The 21,787-nt window shown below is 67.6% G+C and carries 24 protein-coding genes and 1 pseudogene; 9 read left to right on the top strand and 16 right to left on the bottom strand.

Annotated features, from left to right (window positions below; all coding sequences use genetic code 11):
• Nucleotides 1-33: 33 nt before the first annotated feature.
• The 4 genes and pseudogenes from BM113_RS01240 to BM113_RS01225 form a co-directional block, all read right to left on the bottom strand.
• Nucleotides 34-780 carry a GIDE domain-containing protein gene (locus BM113_RS01240; protein ID WP_089784658.1) on the bottom strand — a complete coding sequence of 249 codons (747 nt, stop codon included), beginning with the start codon at nt 778-780 and terminating at the stop codon, nt 34-36.
• Nucleotides 781-846: 66 nt separating this feature from the next.
• Nucleotides 847-2,070: an ABC transporter permease gene (locus BM113_RS01235; RefSeq protein ID WP_089784655.1), complete on the bottom strand. Its 1,224-nt coding sequence runs from the start codon at nt 2,068-2,070 to the stop codon at nt 847-849.
• A 310-nt stretch (nt 2,071-2,380) separates the two neighbouring features.
• Nucleotides 2,381-3,089, bottom strand: a pseudogene (locus tag BM113_RS01230) (ABC transporter ATP-binding protein); the annotation flags it as partial.
• A gap of 103 nt (nt 3,090-3,192) precedes the next feature.
• Nucleotides 3,193-4,737 carry an amidohydrolase gene (locus tag BM113_RS01225; RefSeq protein ID WP_089784653.1) on the bottom strand — a complete coding sequence of 515 codons (1,545 nt, stop codon included), beginning with the start codon at nt 4,735-4,737 and terminating at the stop codon, nt 3,193-3,195.
• 669 nt (nt 4,738-5,406) lie between these two features.
• On the opposite strand from BM113_RS01225, the gene BM113_RS01220 reads away from it, so the two are divergent.
• The 4 genes from BM113_RS01220 (at nt 5,407) to BM113_RS01205 (ending at nt 8,071) form a co-directional block, all read left to right on the top strand.
• A complete protein-coding gene (locus tag BM113_RS01220) occupies nt 5,407-5,895 on the top strand; it encodes a hypothetical protein (RefSeq protein WP_089784651.1) in 489 nt (162 codons plus the stop codon).
• 86 nt (nt 5,896-5,981) lie between these two features.
• Nucleotides 5,982-7,214 (top strand): hydroxymethylglutaryl-CoA reductase (NADPH), encoded by a 1,233-nt coding sequence (gene hmgA / locus BM113_RS01215; RefSeq protein WP_089784649.1) that lies wholly within the window; start codon nt 5,982-5,984, stop codon nt 7,212-7,214.
• A gap of 127 nt (nt 7,215-7,341) precedes the next feature.
• Nucleotides 7,342-7,548, top strand: a complete 207-nt coding sequence (locus BM113_RS01210) for a hypothetical protein (RefSeq protein WP_089784647.1) — start codon at nt 7,342-7,344, stop codon at nt 7,546-7,548.
• Nucleotides 7,549-7,648: 100 nt separating this feature from the next.
• Nucleotides 7,649-8,071, top strand: coding sequence for a CBS domain-containing protein (locus BM113_RS01205; protein ID WP_089784645.1), 423 nt, complete (start codon nt 7,649-7,651; stop codon nt 8,069-8,071).
• A 41-nt stretch (nt 8,072-8,112) separates the two neighbouring features.
• On the opposite strand, the gene BM113_RS01200 is transcribed toward BM113_RS01205, so the two are convergent.
• The 4 genes from BM113_RS01200 to BM113_RS01185 are packed head-to-tail and all read right to left on the bottom strand — an operon-like array spanning nt 8,113 to nt 10,677.
• Nucleotides 8,113-8,451 (bottom strand): hypothetical protein, encoded by a 339-nt coding sequence (locus BM113_RS01200; protein ID WP_089784643.1) that lies wholly within the window; start codon nt 8,449-8,451, stop codon nt 8,113-8,115.
• A gap of 56 nt (nt 8,452-8,507) precedes the next feature.
• Complete coding sequence (locus BM113_RS01195; protein WP_089784641.1) at nt 8,508-9,032, bottom strand: DUF5817 domain-containing protein; 525 nt, start codon at nt 9,030-9,032, stop codon at nt 8,508-8,510.
• A 59-nt stretch (nt 9,033-9,091) separates the two neighbouring features.
• Nucleotides 9,092-9,760: a DUF7504 family protein gene (locus tag BM113_RS01190; RefSeq protein WP_089784639.1), complete on the bottom strand. Its 669-nt coding sequence runs from the start codon at nt 9,758-9,760 to the stop codon at nt 9,092-9,094.
• Nucleotides 9,757-10,677, bottom strand: a complete 921-nt coding sequence (locus BM113_RS01185; RefSeq protein ID WP_089784637.1) for a GAF domain-containing protein — start codon at nt 10,675-10,677, stop codon at nt 9,757-9,759. Before BM113_RS01185 ends, BM113_RS01190 begins: the two co-directional genes overlap by 4 nt.
• A gap of 107 nt (nt 10,678-10,784) precedes the next feature.
• On the opposite strand from BM113_RS01185, the gene BM113_RS01180 reads away from it, so the two are divergent.
• Both BM113_RS01180 and BM113_RS01175 read left to right on the top strand, forming a co-directional pair.
• Nucleotides 10,785-11,126: a cupin domain-containing protein gene (locus BM113_RS01180; protein ID WP_089784635.1), complete on the top strand. Its 342-nt coding sequence runs from the start codon at nt 10,785-10,787 to the stop codon at nt 11,124-11,126.
• Between the two features lie 64 nt (nt 11,127-11,190).
• Entirely contained in the window at nt 11,191-12,549 is a 1,359-nt protein-coding gene (locus BM113_RS01175) for an NRAMP family divalent metal transporter (protein WP_089784633.1), read from the top strand.
• A 66-nt stretch (nt 12,550-12,615) separates the two neighbouring features.
• Here BM113_RS01175 and BM113_RS01170 read toward each other — a convergent pair whose 3' ends face one another.
• The 4 genes from BM113_RS01170 to BM113_RS01155 form a co-directional block, all read right to left on the bottom strand.
• On the bottom strand, nt 12,616-12,945 hold the full coding sequence (locus BM113_RS01170; RefSeq protein ID WP_089784631.1) for a hypothetical protein: 330 nt from the start codon (nt 12,943-12,945) through the stop codon (nt 12,616-12,618).
• Between the two features lie 74 nt (nt 12,946-13,019).
• Nucleotides 13,020-13,523, bottom strand: coding sequence for a GNAT family N-acetyltransferase (locus BM113_RS01165; protein WP_089784629.1), 504 nt, complete (start codon nt 13,521-13,523; stop codon nt 13,020-13,022).
• A 174-nt stretch (nt 13,524-13,697) separates the two neighbouring features.
• Entirely contained in the window at nt 13,698-14,975 is a 1,278-nt protein-coding gene (icd, locus tag BM113_RS01160) for an isocitrate dehydrogenase (NADP(+)) (RefSeq protein WP_089784628.1), read from the bottom strand.
• Between the two features lie 217 nt (nt 14,976-15,192).
• Nucleotides 15,193-15,522 carry a hypothetical protein gene (locus BM113_RS01155; RefSeq protein ID WP_089784626.1) on the bottom strand — a complete coding sequence of 110 codons (330 nt, stop codon included), beginning with the start codon at nt 15,520-15,522 and terminating at the stop codon, nt 15,193-15,195.
• Nucleotides 15,523-15,648: 126 nt separating this feature from the next.
• Between BM113_RS01155 and BM113_RS01150 the strand changes: the two genes are divergently transcribed.
• Both BM113_RS01150 and map read left to right on the top strand, forming a co-directional pair.
• Complete coding sequence (locus BM113_RS01150) at nt 15,649-16,590, top strand: isoaspartyl peptidase/L-asparaginase (RefSeq protein ID WP_089784623.1); 942 nt, start codon at nt 15,649-15,651, stop codon at nt 16,588-16,590.
• A gap of 290 nt (nt 16,591-16,880) precedes the next feature.
• The gene (gene map / locus BM113_RS01145) at nt 16,881-17,783 is read left to right on the top strand and encodes a type II methionyl aminopeptidase (protein WP_007142226.1); all 903 of its coding nucleotides are present in this window, start codon (nt 16,881-16,883) and stop codon (nt 17,781-17,783) included.
• 150 nt (nt 17,784-17,933) lie between these two features.
• Here the strand turns inward: map and BM113_RS01140 are convergent, their stop codons facing one another.
• Nucleotides 17,934-18,134: a DUF7835 family putative zinc beta-ribbon protein gene (locus tag BM113_RS01140; RefSeq protein WP_089784621.1), complete on the bottom strand. Its 201-nt coding sequence runs from the start codon at nt 18,132-18,134 to the stop codon at nt 17,934-17,936.
• Between the two features lie 304 nt (nt 18,135-18,438).
• Between BM113_RS01140 and BM113_RS01135 the strand changes: the two genes are divergently transcribed.
• Entirely contained in the window at nt 18,439-18,981 is a 543-nt protein-coding gene (locus BM113_RS01135; RefSeq protein WP_007142225.1) for an HIT family protein, read from the top strand.
• Nucleotides 18,982-18,996: 15 nt separating this feature from the next.
• On the opposite strand, the gene BM113_RS01130 is transcribed toward BM113_RS01135, so the two are convergent.
• The 3 genes from BM113_RS01130 to cofG form a co-directional block, all read right to left on the bottom strand.
• Nucleotides 18,997-19,239, bottom strand: a complete 243-nt coding sequence (locus BM113_RS01130) for a glutaredoxin family protein (RefSeq protein ID WP_089784619.1) — start codon at nt 19,237-19,239, stop codon at nt 18,997-18,999.
• Nucleotides 19,240-19,286: 47 nt separating this feature from the next.
• Nucleotides 19,287-20,540 carry a tRNA (N(6)-L-threonylcarbamoyladenosine(37)-C(2))-methylthiotransferase gene (locus tag BM113_RS01125; protein WP_089784617.1) on the bottom strand — a complete coding sequence of 418 codons (1,254 nt, stop codon included), beginning with the start codon at nt 20,538-20,540 and terminating at the stop codon, nt 19,287-19,289.
• A gap of 86 nt (nt 20,541-20,626) precedes the next feature.
• The gene (gene cofG / locus BM113_RS01120; protein ID WP_089785542.1) at nt 20,627-21,784 is read right to left on the bottom strand and encodes a 7,8-didemethyl-8-hydroxy-5-deazariboflavin synthase subunit CofG; all 1,158 of its coding nucleotides are present in this window, start codon (nt 21,782-21,784) and stop codon (nt 20,627-20,629) included.
• Between the last annotated feature and the right edge of the window lie 3 nt (nt 21,785-21,787).

Genomic DNA, 21,787 nt, shown 5'->3' with positions numbered 1-21,787 from the left:
AGAAAAGGATCGGTGTCGATCGGCCACGGCGGACTACAACGTCGCGATCGTCGCGATCGTCGCCGAAAACAGGCCGAGGGCGATCCACATCAGTCCCGGCTTCGCCAGCCGCCGGGCGGCCACCTCCTGGGAGGCGTCCGCGACGACGAACGCCGGCGCACCCGGTCCGTCCTCGATCACCGCGCTGACGTCGCGCATCCGCTCGCGCGCGTCGACGTCGTAGCGGGACTGCCCGAAGACGTACGCCTCCTCGCCGGACTCGAGCCGGCGTTCGTGGTACTTCCGGTCGTTCCCGGTCGCGATCTCGACGATCTTGAGGTCAAGCGAGGTGTTCTCGGACTCGAGGTCGGACTCGGTCGCGAGGAACTCCCGGATCGGCTCGGGTTCGGGCTCGCCGCCGTCGACGCGGATCGTGTCCTCGCTCGCGAGCGCGAGGTCGGCTCCCGCGGGGTCGACCCGGACGCTCGCGGTCTCGTCCTCGAGGCGGAAGGGGACGCCGCCTCCTCCCCGATCGACGGTGTTCCACGAGGAGTTCTTGCCGCTTGACTGGTACTCCTCGACCTCGTACTCGTAGACGAGACACTCGCTGCCGGTCAGCGGCGCGGTCGCCGTCGCGTCGATCCGGTCCGCGGTCCCCTCGAGTTCGACCGGGCCCTCGGCTCGTTCGATCGCGACGACGTCGTCGGTATCGCCCCGGTAGACGTGATATGCGGGCCTGAGTTTCCAGCAGCCGCCCGCCACGAGACCGATACCGACGACGACGAACAGGACCTCGAACATCGATCGGACGTCGCAGCCGGCGGCGATAATAGTATCGGTTCCCTAACACCACAGCCGCCGAGGAAATTACTCGTGGCGCAGCGCCTCGATCGGGTCCACGCGCGCCCCGCGCCAGGCCGGATACAGCCCGGAGACGACGCCGACGCCGATGCCGACGGCGATCGCGATGGCGATCCAGTCGACGGGGTACGCCATCGGCCACTCGAGAAAGCGGACGCCGAGATAGCCGGCCCCGAGCCCGGCGGCCACACCGACCAGCGCGCCGATTACCCCCAGGATGACCGACTCGACGAGGAACAGCTGCATGACGTCGCGTTTCGTCGCGCCGACGGCCTTCATGATCCCGATCTCCCGGGTCCGCTCGGTGACGCTGACGATCATGATGTTCGCGATGCCGATCGAGCCGACGACGAGCGCGATGGCCGCGACCGCGCCGATAAACAGCGTCAACTGGTCGACGATGTCGGTGAACTGCTCGATCGCGTCCTCGACGGTCTGGACCTCGATCCGGTCGTCCTCGGCTTTCAGTTCGGCGGCGTGGGACTCAGCCTCGAGGTAGTCGACGACCGCCTCCTGTGCGGGATCGATCCGTTCGAAGTTCTCCGCGCCGACCTGCAGCGTCGGGTACGCCCGTTCTTGGTCGCCGTCGGGCGTCTCGATGGTCGTCTCGTAGTAGGGGTCGACGGGGAGAAACACCTGTGGCGGCGTTTGCTCGCCGAACTCGCGTTCGACGACGCCGGTGACGGTCACCGTCACGACCTCGCCGTCCTCGAACGAGAGCTCGAGTTCGTCGCCCGCCGAGAGGTTCCCCTCGAACAGCCGGCTGGCCGGCTCGTTGACGACGACCTCGTCGGGGCCGTCGAAGGGTTCGCCCTCGACGAAGGTCGTGTGTTCGAAGCGATCGGCGGTCGTCGCCTGGGCGTCGATGACGCCGGTCACCTGCTCGTCGTCCGTGGCCGTCTGGACGACGTCGACCGACGCCTCGGGCGCGACGAAGGCGACGTCCTCGAATTCCTGGAGCGTCTCGACGTCGCTCTCGGAGTAGATAGGCGTATCGACGGGGACGATCCCGACGCCGGCTTCGGGCTCGGTCTGGGTCTGGACGACCATCACCGGCTCCTGTTCGGCCTCGATGTCGCCGACGATGCTCGCCGAGAAGCCCGAGCCAAGCACCATGAACGTGATGACGGCCGCGACGCCGATGATGACGCCGATCGTGGTCAGCGTCGACCGGAGCTTGTGCGAGGTGATCGACCGCCAGGCGATACGGACGCTCTCGCGGACGTTCATGAATCCGTTCCCTCCCCGGGTTCGGCCTCCGCCCGGGCCTCGGCGTTCTCCCTGTCCCCCGAATCGCCCCGTCTCCTCCGGTTGGGGCCGGGTTCGAGCGCCGAGTTCGGTACGACAACGTCCCGGGCCTCGGCGTTCTCCCTGTCCCCCGAATCGCCCCGTCTCCTCCGGTTGGGGCCGGGTTCGAGCGCCGAGTTCGGTACGACAACGTCCCGGGCCTCGGCGTTCTCCCTGTCCCCCGAATCGCCCCGTCTCCTCCGGTTGGGGCCGGGTTCGAGCGCCGAGTTCGGTACGACAACGTCCCGGGCCTCGTCCAGATGCTCGAGGTCTTCGATCCGGCCGTCGAGCAGGTGGACGACGTGATCAGCATATTCCGCGACCTCCCGCTCGTGGGTCACCACGAGCATCGTCGTCCCCGCGTCGTTCAGGTCCGAGAAGAGGTCCATGATCTCGGCTTCGGTCTCGGTGTCGAGGTTGCCCGTCGGCTCGTCGGCCAGCACGAGCGTCGGATCGTTCGCAAGCGCCCGGGCGACGGCGACCCGCTGGCGCTGGCCACCCGAGAGTTCGCTGGGCAGGTGATCCAGCCGGTCGCCGAGTCCGACTCGCTCGAGCAGCGTCCGCGCCCGTTGCTGTCGATCCGCGTCGACCGAATCGTGAAACACCATCGGCAGCGTGACGTTCTCCGCGGCGGTCAGCCGCGGCATCAGGTTGAACGTCTGGAAGACGAACCCGATCTCGGTCCCCCGGAGGTGAGCGCGCTCGGTATCCGAGAGTGCGCTCACCGGTCGGCCGCCCACTTCGATCTCCCCCTCCGTGGGCGTATCGAGACACCCGATCAGGTTCATCAGCGTGCTCTTCCCCGATCCGCTCGGTCCCATCACCGCGGTGAACGACCCCTCCCCCAGCGTCAGCGACACCCCGTCGATGGCGTGAACCGGCTCCGCGAGGTGATAGGTACGGCGGACGTTTTCGACGGCGACGGCCGACGCCGTCTCGAGTGGCTGGCTCTCCCCGGACATCTCAACCAGCTACCACGACCGCCCGGAAAACGGTTACAATCGGTCACAGGGCCTGAGTATCGTCAGCGCGATCGAAAACCGGCCACCGGCCACCGGCCACCGGCTACGCCTCGCCCCCATCGAAGACGACCGCCCCGTCGACGACCGTCTTCGCAACGTCGATCCCGTCGATCCGGTCGGCCTCCCACGGCGACTCCTCGAGGACGACCAGATCCGCGCGCTTCCCGACCTCGAGGGTACCGAGTCGGTCCTCGTCGAAGCCGGCGTAGGCCGCGCCGCGGGTGTAGGCCCGCAGCGCCTCGGTCACCGAGAGTCGCTGGGCCTCCGTCGGCGCGGTGACGGCGTGGTGGACGCCGAGCAGCGGATCGAGCGGCATACAGTCCGAACCGAACGCGAGCGGGACGCCCGCCTCGAGCACGTCCCGGAGTCGGTTCGTCCGTCGCCGTCGGTCCTCGCCGAGCCGCTGGTCGTAGAGACCGCCCTCGGCGGCCCAGCGGTGGAAGTTCGGCTGCATCGAGGCGACGATGCCCGCGTCGGCCATGCGCTCGAGATGGTCGTCCGTCGCGAGTTCGACGTGTTCGATCCGGTGGCGCGCCCCCGCGGGGTCGTCCGTTTCCTCGAGCGCCGAGACCGTCTCCTCGATGGCCTCGTCGCCGATCGCGTGGGCAGTCACCTGGTACCCCTCGGCGTCGGCCCGGTCGACGATGTCCCGGAGTTCGTCGGGGTCGACGACCCACTCGCCGTCGGTGTCGCCGTCGCCGTCCGCGTACGCCTCGCCCAGCTTCGCGGTCCGGGCCCCGATGCTGCCGTCCGTGTAGGTCTTGATCGCGCCCGTCCGCACGCGGTCGCTGCCCGCGTTCGTCGCGAGTCCGACCTCCGTGACGGCCTCGAGGTGGTCGGCCCAGTAGTTGATCCGTACCCGCGTCGGGAGTTCGCCCTCGGCCTCGAGGTCGCGGTAGACCCGCGGGGCCACGGAGTTGCGGACCATATCGTGGACGGCGGTGACGCCCCGTTCGGCCGCGTGCTCGAGGCCGGCGGTGACCAGGTCGCGGGTCTCCTCGTAGCCCGGCGCGATCCCTTTCCGGACGGCCTCGGCGGCGTCCTCGACGACGACGCCCGTGGGTTCGCCGTCCTCTTTCCGGACGTCGCCGTCGGGGAGTTCCGCGGCGAACCGCTCGAGTGCGACGGAGTTCAGCGACGCGGCGTGCATGTCGACCCGGAGCGCGACGACGGGGCGGTCGTCGCTGACCCGATCGAGGTCCTCGCGGGTGAGGTAGTCCGCGTCGTCCCACTCGCTCTCGTCGTAGCCGAAGCCCTGGATCCACGCCCCGTCGTCCGTCTCCGCCGCCCGGGCCTCGAGACGCTCGAGACACTCCTGGGCGCTTTCCGCGCCCGAGAGGTCGGCGTGGACCAGGTATCGGCCGAGGTTCTCGACGTGAGTGTGGGCGTCGATGAAGCCCGGCAGGACGACCCGCCCCTCGCAGTCGATGACGTCGGTCTCGACGCCCTCGAGGAACTCGACCTCGTAGGCGTCGCCGAGACGGACGATCTCGCCGTCGCGGACCGCGAGGGCCTCGTGGACCTCGTCGGGGTCCGTCAGCGTGTGTACCTCCGCGTTCGTGAACAGCCGGTCGGCGGCCTCGGTCATCGTTGGAACACGCTCGCGGAGGGGCAAAAACGGTACTGTTGACATCCTCCCCGCGCTGAAGCGCGAGGATTCCAGCGCGGGACAGCGGGCCAGTCCCGTGTCCCGCGCTGGCAACTTCTCGCCTGCCGAACGGGGTTCGGCGAGGGATACCGGGTTCGTGCGCGATACGTCGGCCCCGCGAGGGGTGTGGTGTGTTCGGCGTCCATTCGGACGCGGTATCCGCTTGCACCGTGCATCCCGTTCGTCTCGGAGAGACGGTGGGGATGCCCCCAGTCGCAGGTTTCCCTGCGTCCGGGCACGGGCCGTGCCATCGGCCTGCCTGCCCTTCGTACCACGGTGGGCAGGCACAAGCGGGCGAGGGTCGCTTTTTGCCTGCCGTGTTGCCACGGCCTCGGAGACGCCCTCTCGGGAACGGTGTGGTGGCCTTCGTCGTCCGGGCGGACCCCAATCCAACCGCCAGTTTTTGCCCGTTGTGCTTACCCACAAAAACGCTGCCGAGAGGCTTAGTTCCGGCGGTTGTGGCCGTGTTGTCGGATTCATCCCCGCCGTGAACGGCGAGGCTTTCTCCTTGACTTTCCGTAACGGCACCGAGGCGGAACGGCGTCCATCGGAACCGACGTGTCACCGATCTCACCGATATATAAGTCGTCTCGCCTCGAGTGCCTCCGTATGGTCTCCCGCGAAAACCGCGTCGTCGCCGGCTCCTTCGTCCTCCTCGTCGTCGCGATCGTCCTCCTGACGACGATCGACCGCTACCTCGGCGTCTCGCTCGATCAGCACCCCCTCCCCGCGTTCCTCGTCGTCGTCGGATTGGCGGTCGTCCTGCCCCAGCTATATCTCGCCGCGACCACGCCCGACGACGGCGAGGAAGTGTCGCCACGCGCCCGGGTTCGGTTCGCCGCCGTCGCGATCGCCGCCTTCGCCGTCATGTTCGCGGGCGGCACGATCACCGAACCCGCCGACCTCACGGGTGGGCCGCTCGAGGACCCCGAAACGCTCCAGCACCTCGCGATCCTGTCGATCGGCGGGCTGGCGCTCGTCGCGCTGGTCGGCTACGAGTTCCTCGACGGGTATCGATCGGGGTCGGGTTCGGGGTCGGGATCAGGATCAGGATCAGGATCAGGATCGGGGTCCAGCAACCACGACACCCGAAAATGACGCCGCTTTTCATCGGCGAACCCCCGGATCAGCCCCGGTCGGCGGAATCAGCAATCCTTAGGACAGCCGACTGTCTCCACGGACACATGACCACGATCGATCCCGCCGAACTCGCCGACCGCGTCGCGGACGGCGACCTTCGCATCCACGAACTCGAGGAGGAGGCCGACCACGAGACGGCTGCCCAAGCCCGCCGGCTGCTCGTCGAGCGCGAGACGGACGCGGATCTCGAGGCCGTCGCGGACTACACCTTCGATGCCGAGGAGGCGGATTCCGCGATCGAGAACATGATCGGCGCGGCCCAGGTGCCGATGGGCGTCGCCGGGCCCGTTCCGGTCGACGGCGGGGCGGCCGAGGGCGACTACTACCTGCCGCTGGCGACGACCGAGGGCGCGTTGCTTGCGTCGGTCAACCGCGGGCTCTCGACCATCCGGTCGGTCGGCGGCGCGACCGCCCGCGTCACGAAAAACGGGATGACCCGCGCGCCGGTCTTCCGGGTCGACGGCGTCGCAGAGGCCTCCGAGACGATCGAGTGGGTCGCCGACAACGTCGACCGGCTCCGCGAGGCCGCCGAGTCGACGACCAGCCACGGCGAACTGTTAGACGTCGAACCCTACGTCGTCGGCGACTCGGTCTACCTGCGATTCGCCTACGACACCAAGGACGCGATGGGGATGAACATGGCCACCATCGCGACCGGCGAGGCCTGTGAACTCGTCGAGGCGGAGACGCCGGCCTCGCTCGTCGCGCTGTCGGGCAACCTCTGTTCGGACAAGAAGCCCGCCGCGATCAACGCCGTCGAGGGCCGCGGGCGCTCCGTGACCGCGGACGTCCTCGTCCCCGGCGACGTCGTCGAGGAGCGACTCCACACCACGCCCGAGGCCATCGCCGAGGCCAACACCCGGAAGAACCTGACCGGCAGCGCCAAAGCCGGCAGCCTCGGGTTCAACGCCCACGCCGCGAACGTCGTCGCTGCCGCGTTCCTCGCGACCGGCCAGGACGAGGCCCAGGTCGTCGAGGCCGCGAACGCGATCACGACGATGGACGCCAGAACGAACGAGGACGGCACGACCGACCTCTACGCGTCCGTCTCGTTGGCCTCCCTCGAGGTCGGCACGGTCGGCGGGGGGACGAAACTGCCGACGCAGGCCGAGGCGCTCGAGATCCTCGGTCTGCGAGGCGGCGGCGATCCGGCGGGGTCGAACGCGGACGCCCTGGCGGAGGTCATCGCCGTCGGCGCGCTGGCGGGCGAACTCTCCCTGCTCGCGGCGCTGTCCTCGCGCCACCTCGCGAGCGCACACGAGGACCTCGGGCGGTAACACGGTGCTTTGGCTGGCAGCGGGTCGGAGTCTACGGTCGTCGGCCGTCGGTCGTCGGTCGTCGATCGTCGGTAGCGCTGTGATCGCGAACGGGAAAACATATACCTGAACGGCCGAAGCCGGAGTCGTGAAAGACGAGAACAGAACCGTCGTCGACATCCTCGAGCGAGTGCGAGAGTCGCGTCGACGCAAGCGCTGCCCGGACTGCGGTGGCGTCGTCTCGATCCGCGGCCACGGCGGCGAGTACTGCTGGACGTGCGTGAACTGCGAGGCGGTGGGAATCGGGTACGCGAGCCGTTCGGCTGCCCTGGAAGGGGTCCCGCGGCGCGGGTGATCCACCAGGGGACTCTCCTGTCGCCGTCGGTGATTGTTGTGGCGGTCTGGGAGTACGGTGTGGGTTTATACTCGCGTCCGTGGGACGGCAACGCAGGCCTATGCCTATCGAAAACCTCGCCCGAAGCGACGTGGTAACGGCACAGGAAGGCGACTCCGTCGAGGAACTCGCGACGCGCATGGACGAGTCCCACGTCGGGAGCATCGTCATCACGGACGGCGACGAGCCGATCGGGATCGTCACCGATCGCGACCTCGCGACGCGCGTTCTCGGCAACGGGATGGACCCGTCGGAAGCGACGGCCGGCGACGTCATGTCCGAAGATCCGACGACGATCGACCACGACGCCGGGTTCTACCAGGTGACGGAACTGATGAGCGAGGATGGCGTCCGCCGGCTTCCCGTCTGCGACGACGACGGCGAACTGGTCGGGATCATCACGTACGACGACCTCAGCGAACTCCTCGCCGACGAGCACATGCATCTCTCCGACGTCATCCAGGCCCAGCGCCCCGAGTACTGAGTACTGACTGGTTCGCCGGCGGCCCCCGCTTCGTTCCGCGGCTACTCGTCTCGAGTGCGAATCGTCGTCACCGCGATGTAGCCCCCGCCAGCCAGCAACAGCGCGTAGCCGCCGAGCACCTGGAGGGCCGTCGCCGCGAACGCGACGAGGAAGAGCCCGACGCCGGCGACCAGGTGTGCGAGCGCGAAGTCGCCCCGACCGTACGCGCCGTGGAGGGAACCGACCGCGACGAACGTCAGCCCGAACGCTCCCACGGCGAGCGACACCGCGTCGATCCCGAACACCGACTCCCGGACGAACGTCCCGTAACCGAACAGGAGGATCGCGATCACCGTCCCGACACCGATCGTCGTCTCCTGTACGTCGACCGTCTCTGCCATCGCCTACTCATTCGGTCCGGTCGGCAAAGCGCTGACGTTCTGCGTCGCGCTGGCCGCTACAGTTTCCGATACCGACCGCGGCTCTCGCTGACCACTCCCCGCCGCGTCAGCTTCTCGAGCGCGTCCCGGACGTACTCCGCGGAGACGCCGCGTTCGCCGGCGTAGTCGACGATCTCGTCCTCCGTCGGCGTCTCGAGGTCCTCGAGTGCACGCTCGACGATTTCCTTCTTGCTCCCGCTGCGGGACGGACCGCGGGGGTCGCGGTCGCCCGCGGCCTCCACCTCGTCGACGTCGAGGCCGGACTCCTCGAGGTATCGGTCGTCGTCGACGACGCCGTCTTCGACCTCGTCCTCGAGGGCATCGAACGAGTCCAGTTCGGCGAACCGCTCGCCCTCTCCCTGGCGGTTCGCGAGCATCGAGGCGCGGACGTCGCGGGCGTGGTTCGCGTCCTCGGTCTCGACGAACTTCTTGCGCTTCTCGTAGGCGCGACGCGAGCCACAGCGAGGACACTGGGTGGTCTCCGACCGGCCCTCGAGGAGCCAGAGGTGCGAGCACTCGCTACAGCCGACGACGGCGTACATGTCTCGTTCCGAGGTGGGGCGTCCCGGTAGTTCAACCTTCGGTCACGGACGCGGACCGCCTATAGCGAGACGATGACCTCCTCGTCGACCCCGACCCCCGACAGCCCCGACGTCGTCAACGTCGCCTCGCGCCGGCCCGTTTTCTCGACGTCGATCCGGCCCGTAAAGGAGGTCTCCATTCCCGAGATCATGCTGTCGATGTCCGTCTCGAGGTCCGCGCTCGTATCGAGCGCACAGACGCCGATTCCGGTCCCGCGACGGAGTTCGGTCAGGAAGTTCGTATTCAGAAAGCGGTAGATCGATCGGACGTCGTCGACTTCGCGACAGATCGTCGAACAGAGGAAGATGCCGGAGCGGAATCGCTCGGTCGACTGCTGTGTAGTCGCGATCAGGGTCGAAAGTTCCATCCCGAGGGTCGTCAGATCGGCGACGTCGGCGACGGCGTCGGCGTTCGTCCCGCGGCCGGCGTCGTCGGACAGCAGTACCGAGACGTCGTCGGCCGCCCCGGGCCGCGCATCGTCGAGCGTCCGCCCCAGGGACCGGGCGCCCCGCTCGGTCTCGAGAACGACGCTTCGCTCGTCGGCGGCCGAGTCGGGTGCGACCAGTCGGGCGAAGACGGCCTCGAGCGCGTCGGTGTCACTCCCGGTCAGCAGGATCGAGGTCCCGTCCTCGAGACCGTCGACGGACACGCCCTCGACCGCGAACGGCTCTGCGCTCGCGAGGCTCATCGGCCACCCTCCGGGGTTGCCTCGACGGCAGCGGCGTCGTTCCCGCGGGCCTCGAGGAGCGCCTGCCGGAGTTCGAGGATCTCCATCGCCGTGTCGGCGTAGCCCTCGAGCGTCTCCCGTTCCTCGGGCGAGTACCCCCGTGGCTCGTGGTCGAGCACGCAGACCTGGCCGATCACCTGGCCGTTCGGCGCGGTCATGTTCGCGCCGGCGTAGGAGACGATTCCCAGGTTCTCGAGTTGCTGGTTCTCCGCGAACCGCTTGTCGTCGGCGATGTCCTCGACGACCATGACGTCTTCCTGGAGCATACTGTGGGTACACATCGTGTCCTCTCGGGTCAGCGAGTCCCAGTCCGCGCCGGTACAGGCGAGGAAGTTCTCCTCGTCTTCCTCGATCAGCCCGACGAACGCGACCGCGACGCCGAAGTGGTCCGCGATCAGGTCGGTCAGCCGGTCGAAGCTCTCCTCGATCGGGAGTTCGTCGATATCGTACTGGGCGAGCGTCTCGAGACGTTCGTCCTCGTCGTCGGGCGCGAGGAAGCCGACCTGGGCGCTGTGGTCGATCACGTCGTTGACGACGAACCCGAGGCGGTCGTCCGCATCGGGCAGGTCGCGGTTGAGGTACTCGACGATCGTTTCCTCGAACGACGCGGTATCGATCTCGGCCGGCGAGACGTCAGTGAAGAGAACGCAGGGGGTCTGTGGGGCCTCTGACCTGATCGCGTCGACGACGTCCATCCCCGTTCCGTCGGGGAGATCGTACGCGGTGACGACGCAGACGATCGGCTCGGCGGCGATGCGATCGACGGCGTCCTCGACCGACGCGGCCTCGATCGCCGTGAGGTCGTCGTCCGCCTCGACCGTCGACGCGACGGACGATACCCGCTCCTCGGAGTCGACACAGAGAACTGTGCGAGTCATCCTCGCTACCTACCGAGACCCGCACTAAAAGTCGTCTGGCCAACGAGATCCGGCGATCGGATCCCACCACCCCGAAAGCTATGTCCCTGGCCCGTCACTCGAGAGCCATGCAGCGAGTTGCACTCGAAGACCTCGAGGCCTCCGAGGCCGCCGACGGCGTCCACCTGGCGCTGATGGCCGGCTCCGAGTCGATGAACGTCCAGCATTTCGAGATCGAACCCGGCGCGGTCGTCGAGGAACACAGCCATCCCCACGAACAGACGGGGTTCATCTACGAGGGCGAGTTGACGTTCCTGACCGATGGGGAAGAACTCGTCTGCGGGCCCGGCGACTCCTACGCGATCCCGGGCGACCAGCCACACGCGGCCGAGAACCGCGGGGACGAACCGGTCCGCGGGGTCGACATCTTCAGCCCGCCGCGGGAGAACCCGAGTTGGGAAGAGGACTGAATCGGAGGGACCGACCACTCGAGAATACCACGGAGTTTTCTACGGCCCGCCGCAAGAACGAGCGATGGCAACCGAAGCGCGCGGGATCGGCGTTGGGCGCATCGGGACGTTCGTACGACGGCTGGGGCCGACCTGGCTCGCCGGGGCGATCGCCGCCGGGCCGGCAACCATGGCGAGCCTCCTCGTCGCAGGGGCGAGTTTCGGCTACACCCTGCTGTGGGTCGTCGTCCTCTCGGCGGTCCTGGGTACGCTCGGCCAGTACCTCGCGATGCGGGTCGGTCTGCTCACCGAACGGGGGATCGTCGCCGTCGTCGAGGAGCACCTCGGCTCCGTCTGGGCCTGGGTGCTCGTGATCGACGTCGTCCTCGCGGCCGGATTGGCACAGCTCGTGATCATGCTGACCCTGGCCGACGTGAGCGCGACGATCGCGGCGAACGCGGGGGTCGGGATCGGCCCGCTGACGGATTCGCGGTTCTGGGGCGTCATCTGGGCGCTGGTACTCGCCGCCGGGCTCGCGACCGGCGGCTACCGGTTCGCGGAAGTCGGCGCGAAGGTGCTCGTCTCGCTTGTCGTCCTCGCGTTCGTCGCGTCGGCGTTCGTCGTCCCGATCGATCCGGCCGCGGCCGCGACGGGGATCGTCCCCGAGATCCCGGGCGTGGGCGGCGCGGTCGTCGCGGCCGGCGTCCTCGGCGGCGCAGTCCACATCACACTGTTGACGATGCAAAGCTACACGATGCGAGCCCGCGGCTGGACCGACGGCGATCGGGACATCGCGACCTTCGACGTGGTCAGTTCGATGCTCGTCGCGTTCGGGATTTTCAGCCTCGCGGTCTTCCTCGTGGCGGCGAGTGTCCTCCCACAGGTCGTGGCCGACCCCGCGACGATCGACGAGATCCAGGCCGCCGATGCGCTTGGCCCCATCGCGGGCGAGCACGCGACCTGGATCTTCCTTCTGGGGCTGTGGGGCGCCGCGGTCTCGACGCTCGGCGGGAATACGATCGTTCCGCCGTACTTGCTCGCCGACAAACTCGGCTGGGAGCAGTCCGTGGAGGATCCACGGTACCGTGGCGCGCTCGTCGTCGTCGCGCTCGCCTCCGCAGCGGGCGCGTTCCTCGAGGGCACCTTCTTCCAGTTGCTCGTCCTCGTGCTCGCGTTCGGGCTCGTGGGCACGCCCTTTGCCCTCGCGGTGATCCTCTACCTGCTGAACGATCCGAGCGTCGTCCCCGAAACGAACTCCCGGGCGGCGAACCTCGGCGGCATCGTCCTGTTCGCCGTCGCGACCGTCCTCGCGGTCGAGTTCGTCCTCGAGGAACTCGAGGCCGCGACGGCCGGCGACCCGCTCTCGGCGTTCGTCGTCGCGTTCGCGGTGGCGATGGCCGTCGCGATACTCGGACTGGTCGTGAAGTACGTCCGGGATCGGTGAGTCACTCGATCGCGGTCCCCCGTCCGACTCTGTCCCCCCAATCCGTTGGCCGGTGCGATCGACCGATCAACCGAAGAACGCGCCGCCCATCCGACCGGGGTCGAGGTCTTCCTCGCCCTCGTCCTCGTCCCCACCTTCGTTTTCGTCTTCGTCCCCTGCTCCCGCCGCCTTCGCTTCGCGAAACTCCGCGAGTTCAGAGGCGTAGACGGCCACTACCGTCCGGGTTTCGTCGTCCTGGATCGAGAACGCCCGGACGACGTAGTTGGGGACGTCCGCGCCGGGTTCGAGCGTTTCGGCGTAGTCGGCGATCGCTCGGAGTTCCTCGGCCGAGTGGTCCTCGAACCGTTCGACGATGAAGTCCGGAACCGTCTCGTGTGGTGTGGGGGGTGTTGGCATGCGTACCCCCTCGAGTTCGACGTAGATAACTTCCGGGGTTCGTTGAATTACCCCTCGAGCGAACGGTCGCGCGGCTATCGGGGGTCCTCCTTGCGCATTTCGACGTGGGGGATCCCGGCCTCCTCGAACTCCTCTCCGTGGCGCTCGTAGCCGAGTCGGTCGTAGAACTCCGCCGCGTGGGTCTGGGAGTGAAGCACGAGCGGCGACAGCCCCAGCGCTTCGGCCCGTTGCTCGACGGCGTCCATCAGCAGCCGACCGATCCCCTCGCCCCGTCGCGGTTCCAGGACTGCGACGCGTTCGACTTTCCCGCCGCCGTCCTCGAGTTCGCGGAGGCGGGCCACGCCCACGGGGTCGCCGTCGTCGTACGCGACGAAGTGGACCGCGCCGTCGTCGTGTTCGTCGTACTCCAGTTCCTCGTCGACGTCTTGCTCCTCGACGAAGACGGTGTGTCGGACCGCGAAGGCGTCCTCGAGGTCGTCGCCGTCGACGACGCGGACCTCGATCTCTGGGTCTGGATCGTCGCTCGAGTCGTCCTCACGTTCGCCGGTGGAATCGTTCGCGGACGCGTCCGGAGTCATTGTGCCGGCGATACACACTCCGAGGGTGAGAGCGTTACGTCCGAGGCGAGCCGTTCACTGGCGACCGGCGACCGGCGACGAGATGGCGGAGACGGACGGCGCACACGACGGCAAAAACGGAAAATCGGAAAGACGAGATCCTCGCGGAACAGCCACGAGAGGGCGAGAACCCGTTTACGAGAGCTTCTCGATGTTGCTGACGACTTCGTCGGTGTACTCGCTGGTCGCGAGCTTCTCGGCGTCCTCGAGCTGGCGCTCGAGGTCGTAGGTGACCAAGCCCTCCGAGATGGTCTTCTCGACGGCGTCGCGGATGAGGTCGGCGGCGTCGTCCCAGCCGAGGTAGTCGAACATGAGTCGGCCGGAGAGGATCATCGCGGTCGGGTTGGCCATGTCCTGGCCGGCGCGCTTGGGCGCGGAGCCGTGGACGGGTTCGGCGAGCATGCGGCCCTTGCCGAAGTTGCCACCGGGTGCGATGCCGAGGCCGCCGATCTGTGCGCCGGCGGCGTCGGAGAGGTAGTCACCGTTCAAGTTCGGCATGGCGAGCACGTCGAACTCGTCGGTGCGCAGTTGCATCCACTGGAGCATCGCGTCGGCCAGGCGTTCCTCGACCATGACGGCGCCCTCGGGGATGTCGATGTCGTCCTGCTCCTCCCAGAGGGAGTCGGGTGCGGCGAAGACCTCGTCGTCGGGGTACTCCTCGTCGGCGACCTCCATGCCCCACTCGGAGAACTGCCCTTCGGTGAACTTCATGATGTTGCCCTTGTGGACGAGCGTGACCTTGTCGCGGTCGTGCTCGAGGGCGTAGTCGATAGCTTCGCGGACGAGACGCTTCGAGCCTTTCTCGGTGATCGGCTTGATGCCGATGCCGACGGGGCCTTCGTGGATGGTCTCGTCGAAGCCCATCTCCTGCTCGACGAAGTCCCGGACCTGTTCGACCTCGTCGGTACCGGCTTCCCACTCGATGCCGGCGTAGACGTCCTCGGTGTTCTCACGGAACGTCACCATGTCCATTTCCTCTGGCTCGGACATCGGCGACGGAACGCCGTCGAGATAGTAGGTAGGACGGACGTTCGCGTAGAGGTCGAGGGTCTGTCGCAGCGCGACGTTCAGCGAGCGGAAGCCGGCGCCGACCGGCGTCGTGAGCGGCCCCTTGATCGCGACGCGGTGTTCCTCGATCGCCTCGACGGTCTCGTCGGGCAGGTTGACGTCCTCTCCGTACTTCTCGCGGGCGCTCTCGCCGGCGTAGACGCGCATCCAGTTGATCTCGCGGCCGGTCGCCTCGGCGGCGGCCTCGAGGACCTTCTGTGCGGCGGGGCCGACGTCCTTGCCGATCCCGTCGCCGTGGATGATCGGGATGATCGGGTTGTCGGGCACCTCGATCTCGTCCTCGGAGCCCTCTTTCAGTGTGATCTTTTCCCCGTCCTCGGGGACCTCGATCTTGTCGTAGCTCATCTCGTCTGTACCGTTCTTCGATGAGGGTAAAAGGTCTACCATTTCCGTCCGTCCGCCGGTTTCGATCGCCCGAACGGCGTTCGGGCAGCGATCGGCGGCGAGCGGAGCCGTACTGCCGCGAGAGGCGACGAGCGCAGTTCCGACGGTGACTTGCCGGATGTGTACGTTCGTCGAATACCGGGTTCGACGGCGGCAAACGTCCAAATTCGGCCCGGCCTCAGGAGCCGTCGTCGCTGGCCTCGAGTTCGTCACCCCGGGCGGACCCGTCCGGCGACCGGTCCCAGTGTCTGGCGAAGACGACCAGTCCGGCGACGCCGACCGCGAGACAGCCTATCGCCACGACGCCCCGGGCCGGCCGCGACAGCCACGACTCCTCGGTCGCAGCCCAGAACACGGTGCCGAGTGTGATCGAAACGACGAGCAGCGCCGTCCCGACGTCGATCGGGTCCCGTTCGTGCGCCTCCGCGACGAGGAGCCGTCCGATCGCCACGGCTGACATCGCCGCACAGAAGCCAGCCAGCAGAACGACCGGAGTCAGCGCGGTCATCGTCGCCCTCGATTCTCGAGCCGCGGTCGTAAGTGTGGGGGTTTCCGGACGACCGGGTCAGGGTCCGGGTCCGGTTCCGGTTCCGGTTCCGAACCGATTATCCTACCCGCGCGTCCACGGGGCCGTATGCAGGTACTCGTTCACGGCGGTGCAGGCAGCGATCCGGACGAACCCGAACCCAGACAGGCCGTCCTCGAGGAGGCGGCCGAAGCCGGGGCGAGCGAGTCGACCCCGGTCGACGCGGTCGAGGCCGCGGTGGGCGTCCTCGAGTCCTCCCCACGGTTCAACGCCGGTGTCGGCGGCGCGGTCCAGAGCGACGGTGCGATCCGGACCGACGCCGGGATCATGACCGACGACCGGGCGGTCGGCGCGGCCTGTTCGATGCCGGGCGTCGAGCACGCGATCAGCGTCGCCCGGGTCGTCATGGAGGAGACCCCTCACGGGTTCGTCTCGGGGGAACACGCCGTCTCGCTTGCCGAGGCGTTCGGCGTCGAGACCGGCGTCGACCTCTGGAGCGACCGCACGCGCGACCAGTGGGCCGAGGAGGGACTCGAGTCCGCCGGCGGCGTCCGCGACCAACTCGAGGCGATCCGCGACCGGTACGGCAGTTCGGACCCCGACGGCCGCGACGAGCCGGCGGACGAGCACGATCACGACACCGTCGGAGGAAATCCGACGAGCAGTGATCCGAAGGATCACGATACGGTCGGCGCGGTGGCGTTCGACGGCGACTCGCTCGTGGCGGCGACCTCGACCGGCGGACGCTGGCTCGCGCTGACCGGCCGCGTCGGCGACGTCCCCCAGGTCGGCTCCGGGTTCTACTGCTCGCCCGCCGCCGCGGTGAGCGCGACGGGGGCGGGGGAAGACATCGCCCGCGTGACCCTCTCGCGGCGGGCCGCCCGTCACATCGAGAACGGCCTCGAGGCGGACGCGGCGGCCGAACTCGCGATCGAGGAGTTCGCCGAACTGACGGGTTCGACAGCCGGGCTCATCTGTCTGGATGCCCGTGGCAACCTCGGCTCGGCGTTCAACAGTTCGCAGATGCAGACGGCCCACGCCCGCGACTGAGCGGGTGAGGCCGCTTTCGTCGACGTTCGACCTCCCCAGTCCGGCCGATTTCGACGATCGACGTAGATTACTTTTATTATTGTCGTGTTCGTTGTCACGGCCGATGCTCGAACACGCACACCACGCCGCACGGCAGTGCCCTCGCTGTGGGACGACGCTCTCGAACGTCCAGGGGGTCGACGCCTGTCCGGAGTGTCGCTGGACCGACGGGCCGGACCGCTGACGTCCGTCCCGGGATGCGATCGACCGGAGGCGGAACCTCTTTTTGTCGACCGGTGCAACCCCGGTACATGGCCGAATCCGACGACGAGGTGGATCTGCAGTCCGAGAAGTACGAGAAACACCGCGAGGCCGGGGAGATCCTCGCCCAGGTACGCGAGGAGACCGCCGAGCGCGTCGAGGTCGGCGTCAGCCACCTCGAGGTCGCGGAGTACGCCGAGGACCGGATCCGCGAACTCGGCGGCGAACCCGCCTTCCCCGTCAACATCTCGATCGACGAGGAGGCGGCCCACGCGACCCCCTCGATCGACGACGACTCGACGTTCGGCGAGGAGATGGTCAACTTAGACATCGGCGTCCACGTCGACGGCTGGCTGGCCGACACCGCGATCACCGTCGACCTCTCGGGCAACCCCGAACTCGCCGAAGCTTCCGAACAGGCGCTGGAGGCCGCCCTCGAGGTCGTCGAACCGGGCGTCGAAACCGGCGAGATCGGCGCGGAGATCGAAGACGTCATCGACGGCTACGGCTTCAACCCCGTCGTCAACCTCACCGGCCACGGACTGGGCCACTGGGAACAGCACACCCAGCCGAACATCCCGAACCGCGCCGTCTCCCAGGGTGCGACGCTCGAGGTCGGCGACGTCGTCGCGATCGAACCGTTCGCGACCGACGGCGGCGGCAAGGTCACGGAGGGCGCGAGCGAGGAGATCTTCGCGCTCGAGCGCGAGGGGACCGTCCGGAACCGGCAGGCCCGGGAGGCCCTCGACCAGATCACCGAGGAGTTCCGGACGCTGCCGTTCGCGACGCGCTGGCTCGAGACGGATCGGGCCGAGATGGCGCTGCGACGACTGAAGCGCAACGACATCGTCCACGGCTACCCGGTGCTCCAGGAGGACGACGGCTACCTCGTCAGCCAGAAAGAACACACGATCATCGTCACCGAGGACGGCTGCGAAGTGACGACGGACTGAATCGGTCGGCGATTAGGTTCGGAAATTCTTTTTCGCGCGGGCGGAGAGAGGAGAGCGTGACACCAGAGAGGAAGGCGAAGGGGGGAGATCGAAGAGCGGCGATTCGATCCGGACCGCGGGGGTGAACCGGTCTCGTGGCGAACCGGACGTTCAGGCGTTGTTCATCCGCTGGCTGGAACGAGCGCCACAGCGCTGACATTCGCTGACGCGGTAGGGTTCGCGAGAGAACTGGGCGTTCTCCTCTTTGACGCTCTCGGTTCGAATCTGGACCGAAACTTCGTGAATAGTTTCAAGTTCGCAGTCGTTGCAGTATTCGGTTATCCCATTGAATGAGTTATCAGTCGTTGCCATTACTGACCCGGTTGCGGCAGTACCATCTTAAAAGCCCGTTTCGTATCGAGACGTGAGTCGAAAATCCTCAACGAGAGGTTTCGATTCCCTGTAACTCCAGCAGATCGTTCAATACTGTTCAGTCGGTTATATGATTCCCTATTTCTGAATGTCCATCTGGAAATATAATGTCCGCCAGTGATAGAACATCGACCGGAGTAATGTCTCGTTTCGACAGATCAAGGAACGGAGACGAGCGTCGGTGACGGCCAGGGCGGCCGGCCGGGACCGACAGTATATAAAACACTCTGCCCTGTCACCCGGTATGGAGCAGGTCTTCGCACCGTGGCGGATCGAGTGGATCAGACGCGACGACAAGAACCCCGACATCGACGACTGCGTCTTCTGTGAACTCCCCGAACGGGAACGGGACGAAGACCGGGAGAACCTGCTCGTCGCGCGCAGCGAGCACGCGTTCGTCATGCTGAACAACTACCCGTACAACCCGGGCCACGTGATGGTCATTCCCCGGGCACACACCGGCGAGTACGGCGATCTCGGCGACGAGCAACTGCTCGACCACGCACGGCTGAAACAGCGGACGTTCGACGCTCTCGAGGCGGCCATCGAGCCCGACGGGTTCAACGCCGGGTTGAACCTCGGCGACGGTGCCGGCGGTTCGATCGACGACCATCTCCACACACACGTCGTCCCGCGCTGGGAGGGCGATACCAACTTCATGCCGGTCCTGAGCGACACGACGGTGATCGTCGAGGCGCTGGAAGAGACATACGACCACCTCCACGAGGCGTTCGCAGCACAGGAGGGTGCAACGGTTCCGGACGACGGTGCAGTCCGTTTCGACTGATCGGGCCGATCAGGCTCAGGCGTACGTCGTCTCGAGGAACTCGAGGATGCGGTCGGATTCGGCCATCGTCACGCCGTACTCCTCGTCGACCAGCACCGGGACCTGCCGTTGCCCGGAAAGCCGCTTGACCTCGTCTCGTTCCGAGTGGGGTGGGTCGACCCAGACGCTCTCGTAGTCGACGTCCAGTTCCTCGAGGCGGTCGGCGACCCGCTCGCAGTAGGGACAGCCGTCGAGTTCGTACAGCGTAATCGAAGCCATGGGCTGGCTTCGTGGCGAATCGTCAAAAGATCCGGCGTCCCGCGCCGTCAGATCGGCTCCCCGAACGCGTACATCGTCTCGTGGGCCGTCACCTCGAGGTCGACGAAGTCGCCGGGCTCCAGGCCGTGGTCGTCGGCGTTCTGGACGATGATCTGTCGGTACGCCGAATCCCGACACTTCACGGAGTCGGCGGTCCCCTCCTCGACGACGAGACAGTCCTCCCGGCGCTGCCCGATCATCGACTCGTAGACGTCGCCGACGATCTCGCGCTTGAGCGCGCTCATCTCCTTCGAGCGTTCCTTCTTGACGGTACCGCCGAGGCCCTTCATCTCGGCGGCGTCGGTGCCCGGCCGCTTTGAGAAGCGGGTGACGTTGATCTTCTCCGGCCGGGTCTCCCGCAGGAGTTCGAGCGACTGCTCGTGATCCTCCTCGGTCTCGGTGGGAAAGCCGACGATGAAGTCCGTCGAGAGCGTCCAGTAGTCGAGATGGTCGTCGAAGGTTTCGACGACCTCGAGGTACTCCTCGACCTGGTGCTGGCGGCGCATGTCGCCGAGCACGTCGTTCGAGCCGGACTGGACGGGCGCGTGCAGGAAGTCGTACAGTTTCTCGTTGTCGGCGAAGACATCGGCGAGTTCCTCGCGGATGCCGTGGACGCCCTTCGGGTTGGCCATCCCCACGCGGACGCGGAAGTCGCCGTCGATCTCGCAGATGCGCTCGAGCAGGCGGTGCAGCTTACGTTCGCCCTCGTCCCAGCCGTAGACGCCGGTGTCCTGGCCCGTGATGCGGATCTCTTTCGCGCCGGCGTGGACCAGGGCGCGGGCCTTCTCGACGTTCTCCTCGATCGACGGGGAGTCGATCTTGCCGGTGGCTTTCTTCGTGATGCAGTAGGAGCAGTCGGACATACAGCCCCGGGCGATCGGGAGGATGCCGACGACGCCGTCGAGGATCGGTTCGACGTCGGGCGTCGTGGTCGGACACTCGCCGTTGGTGACGGCTTCGGGCACTTCGTCCCAGTGGAGCACGCGGCCGTCGACGTCGGCCTCGGCGAACTCCTCGCCCTGGGCCAGGGCCATACAGCCCGTGATGTAGAGGTCGGCGGTCTCGTCCGAGAGTTCCTCGGCCCGCCGGAGCATGTTGCGCTCGGTTTTCTCGACGACGGTGCAGGTGTTGAGGATGGCGACGTCGGCCTCCTCGGGGCCGTCGACCCGGTAGTGGCCGGCGTCGCGGAGCCGCCGCTCGATCTCGCGGCTCTCCCCGCGGTTGGACGTACAGCCGTAGGTTTCGATGTGGTACCGGGCCATTCTTTCCGTTCGCGTACCTCCCCGTCGGGCCCGGGCGGGCAAAAGCGCGACGGATCGGAGCGGCGGAGGCGCGGACGGACCCGCGGTCAGCGATCGACCGTCCCGAGCACCGACCGGTACCGCCGTCCGGCCTCGTCGTCGGCCGTCAACGCCGCGTGGATCGTCGGCGAGATCCACTCCCGGTCCGCGCCTCGTCCGGCACCCTCGGCAGGAACGCCGTCGAACGCCGGCGAACGGAGGTCCGGCGGCAGGAACCGCTCGTAGACCGGCAACCGCTCGCGAAGCGGTAGCCCCGCGTCCTCGGCGATCGCCTCGAGTTCACGGAGGGCGGGCCACTCGTAGTCGGGGTTGACGTGGTCGTCGGTGACCGGCGAAACGCCGCCGAGGTCGTCGACGCCGCAGTCGATCAGTTCGCGCGCGTCGGTGAGGTTCGGCGGGACCTGGACCGACACCTCCTCCGGAAGCGCGGCACGGGCCATCGCCGTCACCCGTCGCATCGTCTCGAGGTCGGGCGTGTCGCCGGACCAGCGATCGTTCTCCCGGACGGGCTGGACGATCACCTCCTGGACGTGATCGTACCGCTCGTGTAATTCCCGGATCGCCAGCAGACTCTCGGCCCGATCCCGCCAGTCCTCGCCGATCCCGACCAGGATTCCGGTGGTGAACGCGACGTCGAGTTCCCCCGCCGTTCGGATCGTCCGGAGCCGCTGGCCCGGTTCCTTCCGACGCGGGCCCGCGTGGGCGTCGACCTCGGCCGTCGTCTCGAGCATCACGCCCATGCTGGCGTTGACGTCTGCAACCTCCGCCATCTGGTCACGGGTCTGGTCGCCCGGGTTCGCGTGGGGGAGCAGCCCCTCCTCGAGGGCGACCTCGCAGGCCTCCCGGAGATAGGTGTGGATCGAGTCGTGGCCCCACTCCGCGAGTTGGTCGTGGATCCCGTCGTAGCGGTCGTCGGGGTCGTCACCGAACGTGAAAAGCGCCTCCGTACAGCCCGCGTCGGCACCCCGCTGGCAGATCTCGCGGACCTCCTCGAGCGAGAGCAGCGAGGCCTCCCCCGGCGGATCGAAGTACGTACAGTACGTACAGGTGTACCGACACGCCGTCGTCAGCGGGACGAAGACGTTGCGAGCGAAGGTCAGCGACGACGCCCCATCGACGTCGCCGGGTGCGACCTCGAGCAGTTCGTCGACTGCGGCGTCGTCGATCGTCACGTCGACGCCGTACTCGCTGGCCCCGGGGATCATCGT

The organism is Natronobacterium haloterrestre (genome assembly GCF_900112205.1).
GTDB classification, from domain to species: Archaea; Halobacteriota; Halobacteria; order Halobacteriales; family Natrialbaceae; genus Natronobacterium; species Natronobacterium haloterrestre.
Note: the sequence above shows the minus strand (reverse complement) of the source record. Positions and strands in the feature narration are given on the sequence as shown.